The sequence below is a fragment of the Sagittula sp. SSi028 genome (genome assembly GCF_048553715.1).
Classification (GTDB): Bacteria; Pseudomonadota; Alphaproteobacteria; order Rhodobacterales; family Rhodobacteraceae; genus Sagittula.
The window spans coordinates 1-10,555 of sequence record NZ_JBLZNC010000025.1 but is presented as its reverse complement, the minus strand read 5'-3'; the positions used below and the strand labels follow the sequence as shown (position 1 = coordinate 10,555).

Genomic DNA, 10,555 nt, shown 5'->3' with positions numbered 1-10,555 from the left:
GCACGCCTATGAGATGGGCACATCGGAATTACATTGAACCAGCATCATGTTGGCAGCCGCCGCGCTGACCACGAACCGAAGCATGTACCCCAAGGATCTCAGCCGAAAGCCACGACAGAAGCCAGGGCGCGCACCAAAAAATCAAAGGAACCGCTATGGTGGATCAATTGTTTGCGAAAAACGGCTTGACTGGGACGCACCCGTTACCGAAGTCATGAGCCTAGCCATTAAGCGACCGAGCGCTGCTCTATTCTCCCGACGCAAGCTCGGGTTCATGGGCGGGCGTAGGCATCCATCCGAGCCCGAGAGCCGCGTTCAGCTGCGCCCATGCCAATGCCCGCTCCAACCGCGCATCGACCCGCTGCAACCGCACTGACGATGCGCTATCTTCCGTCGACAAGACATCATCAACGGTCAGCGTGCCCAGCTTGAAGGCTTCCTCGGTCAAAACAAAGGTGTCGCGGTACAGCGCCACGGCCCGGCCAAGCTCCTGCTCTCGCCGCGTGGATTTCTGGTACCGAACTAGTGCGATCTGCACATCTTCGACCGCCTCGATAATCGATTGGCGCCAGGCAGATTCCGTGCGTTTCGCCGCAATCTGCGCCGCTTCGAGTCGGGCCTTGCGCAGTCCCCGGTCAAGCACGGGGAAGCTGAGAACCGGACCCATTTGAAACGCGTTTGTTGTCGAGGCGGTCAAAGTCCCCGTGAGTTGCAATGACGGGTAGAGTTGCGCCTCGCGGACGCCAATCTCCGCAACTGCACTCGCGAAGGCCGCCTCCGCCGCACGCACGTCTGGCCTGATACGCACAAGGTCCGCAGGCACGCCAGGATCGGTCTGTCCCGGCGGTTTGGGTTGGCCTTGACCTGCACCAGCGAGCTCCCGACCGATCTTAGCCGCAGGTTCGGCCAGAAGAGTTGCCAATCGCAGCACTGCGAGTTCGCGGCCAGTCTCCAAGTTGGGGATCTGAGCACGCAGTGTAGCGATTTCCGCCTGGGATCTGCGCAGATCGACGCGTGTCGCTTCACCAAGGTCGACACGCGCCTTGACCGCGCCCGCGGTCCGCAACTTGATGTCGATGGATCGACGGCGCTCACGGATTGCCGCCTCGCTGTAACGCAGTTCTATATAGGTCGACACCACCTCCAACTGCAACGCGATCCGCGCCGCGGCAGCTTCGAAGGCCGCAGCATCGACATCTGCAAGGAGCGCTTCCTTTGCGCGTTTTTCCCCGCCGAACAGATCGACCAGAAAAGACGGTTGGAACGTGACCGACTTGTCGTAAGCCCAATCCGTGCGCCCAGTCTGCCTACCCTCGACACGGGCCGAGACCGAGCCGCTCAACTGCGCGTTCCGTCCGGCAGTCCCGAGAAGTGCGCGGCTTTCCTCGATGCGCAGCCGTGCGATTGCAAGGTTGATGTTCTGCGCCATGGCGCGGGCCACTATCCCCTCGAGAAGTGGATCCTCGAACCCTGACCACCACATGTGACGGGCCGCCACTTCAAGCCCGCCGCTGCCGGAAGCAAAGGCGAAGGATTGGGGCAGATCGATGTTAGGTCTGTGAAAATCGGGACCCACAACGCTGCACGCGCCAAGAAGCCCGGCAAAGCCGAGAGTGCTCATTTTTCGAAACATGAATAGTACCACTGCTCATGGCCCTTTGCGGGCCTTCTTTACAGGGACATTAACACGGTTCCGGCCGCTCAAGCGCTTCCTGTGTTCGAAATTACGAATCAGTGGGGCACTGTTGCAACAGCGCACGCTCTTTCATCCTCAAATGCGCCTCCCCCGAGCGGCCTCAGCCGTCGAATTCAGTGTCGGCCGAAACCTTCACAACCAGGAGATCGCCCGGCAGGATCGGCATGTCCGCGCGCACGGCCATGCCGCTGCGCCCTTCTCTGGAACTGGAGATTGCGAAATTTACAACAACCGCTTCCGATCCGAGGGCCTGACCCCCGAGAATCACCGTCTGCGCAGCAAATTTCTCGTGGCGAAGCCGCGCCGCCTGAAGTGCGAGAAGCAGCTCGTTTTCACCCGCTTGCGCCTCTTGGGTCTGCTGTGCGAGATATTGCGCCCGCGCCCTTTGCGCATCGGAAATAGCACGAGCCGCCGCGATCTTGGCCGATTCCAATTCAAGCATGCGCGCCCTTGCATCCGCGTCCCTCTGCTCGGCCACCTGAAAGCGGGCATTGGTCTGCAAGCCCCGCTCAGAGAGTTCCCGCGATTGGGCAAGCGCTTCTGCGGTACTCTCCACGATCCCCTGTTGCACGGCGATCCTGTCATCGAACAGTGCAAGTTGCCCGAGAATCGTCTCGATCTCCTGCTCCCAGAACACCTCCAATTCGCGTGTCCGCTGTCGCTGCGTCTCGAGAATATTGTTTTCCGTCTCGATAAGTAGATCGATACCGGCCAAGGCTGGATTCGGGATGCCCGCTAGCAAACCGTTCGTCTTGATGTCCAGATCGCCGCCACTCTGCGCCGCCCGGAAGCGGGCCAGTCGCACCGAGGCCCAGGCAATATCGAGATTTGCCGTCTGAAGACCGTTTTCCGCCTCGGTACGCGCCCGCGCGATCTCATTACGCGTCAACCCCGCCACCTGCGTCCCCCCGGCGAGGGCCATCGCGGCGGCAGCGGTCATTCCCGGAACGAAAGGAACGCGCCCTGGTTGCATCACGTCCCCCGACACGACAACCGCGGCATACTCAGTGACACTCACGCTCACGCGCGGCTCAACGTAAAGCTGCTGCGCGGTCATCGCTTCGGTAAGCTGCGCCTCGGCCTGATCAAGGGTCAGCCCCGCAACAGGAATTCCCCCAAGGTCCGGCAAGCGGATCTCTCCGTCGGTATCCACATCGACAGAGATTGGCACGGCAAGGCCCGAATACACCACGTCCAAGGTGTCACCCGCAACAAGGCGATAGGGATCAGCGGATGCCATACCACTCAATCCGAACGTCAAGGCCAACATCATCGCAAGAATTCGCATCGAGGTACAATTCCTGATTCCAAAAAACTTTTTCACACCTTGCCGCAATGCAGCGGAACTCGGCAACATGTTTTCACCCTTATGCGCTCATCCGCGTGCCCCGGCGTTGACTTGTCCCGTTCCCTGCTCTCCCATGAGTACAAACATCCGGCGTCAAGCTGCCGGAGAGCCCGATTCAACAGGAGCAGACATGACCGATCTTGTCCTCAATGCCAGGTTCCTGATGCGGCAACCCACCGGCGTGGACCGCGTTGCGACAGAATTGATCTCCGCAGTCGCAAAGGAAGGTTTGCCGGGCCAATTCGCCGCCTTGCGCGCGGTCAAACCGGCGGGTCCGATCGTTGCGTCAGACACGCGCCCGAAAGCGCTTCACGGCCTGATCGAAACCAGCACCTCCCGCCTGTCCGGCCATGCGTGGGAACAGCTCGCCTTGCAGAATATCCGCCCGCACGACATTCTGCTCTCGCTTTGCAACATGGGTCCGGTGCTGCGCCGTAGGCAGGTAGTCATGTTTCACGACGCGCAGGCCTTTCGCGCGCCCGAAAGCTATTCCCGCGCCTTCCGCACTTGGTATCACGCGCTGCAACCCCGTCTCGGGCGGCGTGCCGCTTTGGTGTTGACAGTCTCTGAGCATTCCCGGCGCGAACTCGAGCATTTTGGCATCGTGCCGCCGGGCAAGACACGGATCGTGCCCAACGGCGCGGATCACGTTCTGCGCAGCGTGCCCGACATGACAATCCTGACCGAACATGGCCTTGCGCCGAAAAAGTACATACTAGTGATTGGTAGCCTCGCCCCCCACAAGAACCTCGCCATGCTGGCCGAGGCTGCCCGGAGGCGCCGGGACCGGACACTTCCGCTGGTCATCGCCGGTGGCGGCAATGCGCAGGTCTTCGGCGAGGCGGGTATCACCCCGTCTGAAGATGTGCGCATGTTGGGCCGTGTGTCCGACGATGCCCTGCGCGCGCTCTACGATAACGCCTGCGCCCTCGCTTTCCCCTCCCGGACCGAGGGCTTCGGTCTCCCACCGGCAGAGGCAATGTTTTGCGGATGCCCGGTCATTTCCTCCACGGGTGGCGCGATTCCCGAAGTCTGCGGTAATGCCACGCTGGCACGCGACCCCAAAGACCTATCCGGCTGGACTGCCGCCATGGAAACCGTTGCGGCCGATTCCGCACTCTGTCAGCGGCTTTCCGAGGCGGGCCTTGCGCAGGTTGCGCGGTTCACATGGCAGGAGGCTGCAAAGACCCTTCTGCGCAACCTCGAGGAAAGTGACCTCTAGCACATTTCAGCCTGCCACGGATGCTCTGCGCGGACCACGGAGCAGGGCCGTCAGGGGCTTCTCGACATAGAGATGCGCCATGACGGCAACCCCGAGCGACAAGAGACACACCAGCCCCACCGAGACCAATTGCGGCATCCCATCGAAAACACCTTTCTTTAAGAGAAAACTGTAACCGATGACGACAAAAACATGTGTCAGGTAGAGCGCATAGGATGCATCCCCCAACAACACGACCAGCCGCCCGAAGCGTGATACAGGGCGCGCGACGTATAGCACCGAAGCAAGCAACAGCGCCGAGGGCAAGCCCCAGGCTAGCACCCTGCCCCAGCCTTCGAGACCATGCGTGCCTTCATGTGGCATGAAGATCGGCGCGACGAATAGCAGCAGCAGCGTGGGCAAACCCATCACAACAGGCACAACGGGCAAGCGCCCATTCGCGAAGGCCAGCGCAAGCCCCATTCCGAGCGCGAACTCGAACACGATAGGATTGGCAAGGAACCTCTGCACTACCGGATCCACAGCCAGGGGCGCGGCAAGATGGCCAAGCACCAACAAGACGGCGCACAAGAAGACCGTAATGCGACGGGAACGAAAAAGCAGCGTCGCAGCAAACAGCAGGTAGAAATACATCTCGTATACCAAGGTCCACGCCACACCGAGAACATGCGCGTCATTGGGCACAAGCAGGAAGGAGCGCAGGACAGCTTCCGATGAGGTATCGAGGTTCGACAGAAACCCGACAGCCGTTACGCCGAGAATCGCGAGGCAACACAGCCAATAGATTGGGTAGATCCGCAGCGCCCTGTGCAAAAGAAACGTTCTTGGGCGCACCTTGGGCTCTGAACCCCGAAACCCGACATAAACCATGATGAACCCGGAGATCACGAAGAAGATGTCGACACCGGATGCCCCTGACGTCGTAAGCCAATCCGGGACCATGCGCATCTCGCCGGGCAAACCGTTCGATGTTTCTAATGCGTGATGTACCAAGACACCAATGGCCGCCAAGGCCCGCAACATCTGGATTCCAAAGAGGTTCGCTTTGACCTCAGGCGCGCTGTGCGCCTCGATCCGTCCCCTGCTTTCGGTCGTTTCAAAAGTGCGATCAGTCATTGTTCTCCGGGGGGCGGTGGAACGTTGCATGGCGCTCCTGCGAAATTAATGAAGCCATGTACAGGCAAATGATGAAGTGGTTAATACGCAAGTGTCGCGCCTCGTCGCGCTACGGACAACCCCTATCTTGCCGAGGCTGTCCCGCGTCCAACGCACAAAGAGCATTTTCATTATTCGTTTTGGCGCTATTCTGCACCGCAGAAATCGCCCGGTTGTCAGAACCGGCAACCCGGCTAAGATAGTTTGAATTTTTATTAAGAGAATCAGCATGACGTTTACAGACGACCGCCGCGTCGCGATTATCCACTACTGGCTTATCCATATGCGGGGCGGGGAAAAGGTCATCGAGGCACTCTGCCGGATGTTCCCCAACGCCGATATTTTCACCCATGTCGCCGACTCTTCGAACCTTTCCGAAACATTGCGCAAACACAAGATTATCGAAACGCGCATTGCGCGCCTGCCCATGGCGAAAAAGCTCTACACGAAGTACCTGCCGTTCATGCCGCGCGCGCTCGAGGAAATCGATCTCTCCGGCTACGATCTCGTGATCTCCTCCGAGTCCGGACCGGCGAAAGGCGTCATTGTTCCGCCAGACGTGCCGCACCTGTGCTACTGCCACTCACCCATGCGCTACCTCTGGGATCACTATCATATCTATCGCAACGATGCCGGGATGCTTACAAAGATGGTGATGCCGATATTGGCCCACTCACTGCGGCAATGGGATGTGACAAGCGCTGCCCGTGTCGATGGCTTCGTGGCGAACTCGTCCTTTGTCGCTCGGCGAATCAACAAATACTGGCGTCGGGAGGCCAGTATCGTCGCGCCTCCCGTAGCCGTTGAAGATTTCTCGCCCGCGGCTCCGGAAGATCTTGGCGATTTTTTCCTGTGGGCCGGTGAGCTTGCCCCTTACAAGCGACCGGACCTTGCGGTGGAAGCCTTTCGCCGGCTCGACCTTCCCCTTGTGATCATCGGCGGGCCGGACGAGGCCGTCCAGAAACTCTCTGCTCAGGCAGGACCGAAAACCAAGTTCCTTGGGAAGGTCCCTTTCCCGGTTCTCAAGGATCACATGGCGCGCTGCCGTGCTCTTATCTTTCCCGGAGAGGAGGATTTTGGCATCGTGCCCGTGGAGGTCATGGCCTCGGGTCGCCCGGTGATCGCCTACGGACGCGGCGGTGCTCTCGACTCGGTGGTCAATGGAGAAACCGGGATGTTCTTCCATGAGCAGACAACCGAGGCCCTCGAACAGGCAGTGCGCGCGTTCCTTGGCTCTGACTTATCAAAAAAGGGACCCGAGGCCCACGTCAAGCGCGCCAGCATGTTTACCGAGGCCAAGTTTGCCGAAGGTATCCGCAAGGCTCTGTCAGAGATCGGAGCCTGATCTGCCTCGGGTAGCGAAGAGAAAACTGGAGACGAGGAGCAAGACGAAAATACTCGCCCCAATGATTGCATAAAACGGCAAGAACCAAAGGATCCCGAGTCCGAGGCCATACAAAGCAATCAGCGTGAGCAATACCGAAAACACGGCCGATATGATCAAATACCCCGTTAAATTTCTGGTTCCTTGATCGGCGGCGGCGCATCCTTTCGGATCGTGTCGCTCCGTTTCACCCAGATGTGCAGAACAGCATGGACGACCTGCAAACCAATGCCGAACGTTCCAGTCTATGGCGAACATAATGACCTCCTAAAGTCGTCCGAAACCTACTAAGCGAACCTCTCGCCGAATGCCACCAGCCTATACCGATGCGCGTCAAGAATGCACCCCACCTTGGTGCCAACCAGCATATAACGAAGCTACCAAATACGGTTCGCGCTTCATAGCGGAGCACGCATGAATGTTCTGCGAAAGCGTCGTCGCCCCGCGATGATTGCACCGCAGTATCCACCAGCCTGAAATGATGCTGCGATGCCGCAGCAATCCCCTTAAAATCTTCCTGGCTGGGTTTTTTCTTGATCGTACTCCACGCCTTTACCGAAGATTGAAGCGTGTCTTCATTTCGTGGCGTTGTGTGGAACAGTTCTGCGCTGCAACTGACGGACGCGTCGGCACAATTTAGATTTAAGTCCCTCCTTCTTGGAAAACTGGAACTAAAAAATGAAGATCACGCCCGTTCTCCTCTGCGGTGGCTCCGGCATCCGCCTTCGGCGCTTGTCGCGCAAGAGTTTTCCCAAGCAATTCGAGGACATCATTGGAGATCAGAGTCTGCGTCAAACCACCGTACAGCGCTTTGCAGGGCCTGATTATGCGGATCCCGTCTTCTTAACCGGCAACGATTTCCACTTCATCGTCACCGAGCAGGTCGATGCCATCGGTATCAAGCCTGCCGCCATCCTGATCGAGCCCTCAGGCCGCAACACGGGACCGGCCGCCATCGTCGCCGCGCTCTTTGTCGCGCGTACCGATCCCGAAGCGCTCGTCCTGCTCGTCCCCTCAGGTCACCCTGTCAACAATCAGCAAGCGTTGCGCAATGCTGTCGCGAGAGGAGCCGTTGCAGCGCAGGAGGGCCAGATCATGACATTCGGCGTCGCTGCCACCCGCCCCGAGACGGGCTACGGCTGGCTCGCGATCGGCGCACAGACACATGAGGGCGTCCACGCCTTGAACCGCTTTATCGAGAAACGCGATCTCGAACGCGCCAATGCTCTGCTGGCCGAGCCGAAGAACATGTGGAACTCCAGCATATTCCTCGCCAAGGCACAGACCCTCATCGACGCCTTCGCGACACATGCGCCCGAGATTCTCTCCTCTGTCCAGAAAGCAATAACGACCGCGTCCGAGGATCTCAATTTCCCCCGCATCGAACCGAAATCTTGGGACATCGTACCCGAGGATTCCATTGATTACGCAATGGTGGAAAAGGCGGACAACGTCTCTGTCGTGCGCTTCGAAGGCAACCGGTCAGACCTCGACAACTGGGAATCGGTCTGGCTTGAAACGACGCGATACGAAAAGGGCAACGTGCTGACCGAAGGATCCACTGCCCTTAATTGTGAGAATGCTATGCTGCGGTCGGAAAGCCCGGAGATCGAACTGGTCGAAATTGGCCTCCAGAACGTTGTGGCCGTCGCCATGCGTGACGCCGTCCTAGTCGCTGACATGTCCGATAGCCAGAACGTGAAGGCCGCGGTCAAGACCCTGCGGGAAAAGGGCGCCAAGAAAGCCGAAACCTTCCCGGTCGATCACCATCCCTGGGGTAAGTTCGAAACACTGGTGCTTGCCGATCGCTTTCTGGTGAAACGGGTTTACGTGCATCCCGGCGCTTCACTGTCGCTCCAAAGCCGCCATCACCGCTCCGAGCACTGGATCGTTGCGGCGGGGACGGCGAAAGTGACCTTGGATGACAACGTGCCCCTCGTGACCGAAAACCAGTCGATCTACGTGCCGCTTGGCGCCATTCACCGGATGGAGAACCCCAGCAAGCTACCCATGGTTGCTCATCGAGGTTCAGACCGGTGCTTATCTTGGCGAGGACGATATTATCCGCTACGAGGACAAATACGCCCGCGGGCGGGGTGCGAAGGGCTGACCTCACGAAGGCCTCTCGATTTCTCGGGGAGCGCATGCAGCCGCTCGCCGAACCAGATGTTTTCCTGTTGCTATCCGCCGCGCATCTGCGCCGCCGGGAGATGAGGAGGCCACCATGCCACGCCCTGCCCCACGCCGTTTGATTGTCAACGGTCGGTTCCTTTCCGGACCAAGAACCGCCGTAAATTCGGTTGCGCGGGATCTGACCTGCGCCTTGTCAGCCGTGCGGGACGGATGGGACGTGACGCTCGCGGTGCCGCCGTCTCTGGCCGATCCGGCAACCGCCCTCGGCCTGCCTATGCGCGTACTTGGGCACCGTGACGGCATTGCATGGGAGCAATTGGAATTTCCCGAACTCGCGCGCGAGGGTGTTCTTGCCGGGTTCTTCAATACGGTTCCCCTTCGTGGCCGCGGCCATGTCACCATGTTGCATGACGCACAGGTCTTCGATGCGCCTGAGAGCTATGGCCGTACGACGCGTCTTTGGCGCAGGCTGCTGTCGCGCCGGGCCGCGCGGCCAGGGAACCATGTCTTGACGATTTCTAACTATTCGCGAGCCGCGCTTCTGCGCAACGGCCTTGGCACGCCCGATCGGATCGCCGTGGTGCCCAACGGACTCGGCGCGGTGAGCACCGTCGCGCTAGACCTCGGCATCCTGTCCCGCCTCTCCCTGCACGCGAAGGGCTTTTGTGTGGGCCTCGCAACGCTACTGCCGCACAAGAATATCCGGCGCCTCATCGAGATGTTCGGAGATCCGAGACTGGCGTCAATCCAGCTCGTCCTCTTTGGCAACGCCTCGCGAGACGACTTCATTGCCACTGGTGTCACGCCGGGTGACAACGTGATTTTCGCGGGCTTCGTAAGCGACGCCGAGCTTGCGGCGCTTTATGCCAACGCGCTGGCGGCTCTGGTGCCGTCGCTCGAAGAGGGCTTTGGATTGCTTGCGCTGGAAGCGATGAGCCGCGGGGCAGCGGCATTCGTCGCCGATCGCGCGGCGCTTCCGGAGGTGGTTGGCAAGGATGGGCTCGTCTTGCCCGCCACGGATATGAAGGCTTGGACCGATGCGTTGCTCGCTCTGCGACAAGACCCAGCGCGCCAGGAAGCCATGGCAGAGGCCGGAAAGCGCCGAGCCGCCAAGTTCACCTGGGCTGCTGCCGCGGAAACGGCAACCGGTCATCTCGATCGCTGGTACAGCCGGGTCTAGCAACTGAGCTCTGGACTTGCATCACTTCCGTTCCGGTTTTCTGCGAGCAATGCTCGCTATAAAGGAGACCGAATATGGCACCCAAACACAGTGAAGACTTCAAGCGCGAGGCGGTTCGGATCGCGACGCATAGCGGCCTGACACGGCGACAAGTGGCGTCGGACCTTGGTGTAGGGTTTTCGACCTTGGGCAAGTGGATGCGGGATTATTCGACCGATCCGGCAGCTGCCGAGGACGCGGAGCTGCGCCGCGAGAATGAGCGCTTGCGCAAAGAGAACCGTATTCTGCGGGAGGAGTATCCGTCTTGGTCAAGGCCGAGTTTCGGTCGGTAATCCCCCCATTTTTGCGGGGGCTTGGTCGTAGAATTTACGCGGCCATTTTCAGTTTCTGGGCGGGGGTCATGCCGCCAATGCCCATATTGGGGCGTTCATTGTTGT

At 59.6% G+C, this 10,555-nt stretch carries 7 protein-coding genes and 2 pseudogenes; 5 read left to right on the top strand and 4 right to left on the bottom strand.

Annotated features, from left to right (window positions below):
• Window positions 1–247 precede the first annotated feature (247 nt).
• Complete coding sequence (locus tag ACN5AZ_RS18365) at window positions 248–1,633, bottom strand: efflux transporter outer membrane subunit (protein ID WP_419430353.1); 1,386 nt, start codon at window positions 1,631–1,633, stop codon at window positions 248–250.
• Window positions 1,634–1,796: 163 nt separating this feature from the next.
• Window positions 1,797–3,053 (bottom strand): polysaccharide biosynthesis/export family protein, encoded by a 1,257-nt coding sequence (locus ACN5AZ_RS18360; RefSeq protein WP_419430352.1) that lies wholly within the window; start codon window positions 3,051–3,053, stop codon window positions 1,797–1,799.
• Between the two features lie 121 nt (window positions 3,054–3,174).
• Here ACN5AZ_RS18360 and ACN5AZ_RS18355 point away from each other — a divergent pair, with 121 nt between their 5' ends.
• Window positions 3,175–4,266, top strand: a complete 1,092-nt coding sequence (locus tag ACN5AZ_RS18355; protein ID WP_419430351.1) for a glycosyltransferase family 4 protein — start codon at window positions 3,175–3,177, stop codon at window positions 4,264–4,266.
• Window positions 4,267–4,272: 6 nt separating this feature from the next.
• Here ACN5AZ_RS18355 and ACN5AZ_RS18350 read toward each other — a convergent pair whose 3' ends face one another.
• Window positions 4,273–5,382 (bottom strand): acyltransferase family protein, encoded by a 1,110-nt coding sequence (locus ACN5AZ_RS18350; protein ID WP_419430350.1) that lies wholly within the window; start codon window positions 5,380–5,382, stop codon window positions 4,273–4,275.
• A gap of 268 nt (window positions 5,383–5,650) precedes the next feature.
• On the opposite strand from ACN5AZ_RS18350, the gene ACN5AZ_RS18345 reads away from it, so the two are divergent.
• Window positions 5,651–6,766, top strand: a complete 1,116-nt coding sequence (locus ACN5AZ_RS18345) for a glycosyltransferase (RefSeq protein ID WP_419430349.1) — start codon at window positions 5,651–5,653, stop codon at window positions 6,764–6,766.
• Here ACN5AZ_RS18345 and ACN5AZ_RS18340 read toward each other — a convergent pair.
• Complete coding sequence (locus ACN5AZ_RS18340; protein WP_419430348.1) at window positions 6,749–7,063, bottom strand: hypothetical protein; 315 nt, start codon at window positions 7,061–7,063, stop codon at window positions 6,749–6,751. The two genes, ACN5AZ_RS18345 and ACN5AZ_RS18340, sit on opposite strands and share 18 nt — an antisense overlap.
• A 420-nt stretch (window positions 7,064–7,483) precedes the next feature.
• On the opposite strand from ACN5AZ_RS18340, the pseudogene ACN5AZ_RS18335 reads away from it, so the two are divergent.
• The 3 genes and pseudogenes from ACN5AZ_RS18335 to ACN5AZ_RS18325 all read left to right on the top strand — a co-directional run.
• Window positions 7,484–8,915, top strand: a pseudogene (locus ACN5AZ_RS18335) (mannose-1-phosphate guanylyltransferase/mannose-6-phosphate isomerase).
• A 114-nt stretch (window positions 8,916–9,029) separates the two neighbouring features.
• Window positions 9,030–10,118, top strand: a complete 1,089-nt coding sequence (locus ACN5AZ_RS18330) for a glycosyltransferase (RefSeq protein ID WP_419430347.1) — start codon at window positions 9,030–9,032, stop codon at window positions 10,116–10,118.
• Between the two features lie 74 nt (window positions 10,119–10,192).
• Window positions 10,193–10,414: pseudogene (locus ACN5AZ_RS18325) on the top strand (transposase); the annotation flags it as partial.
• Window positions 10,415–10,555 lie beyond the last annotated feature (141 nt).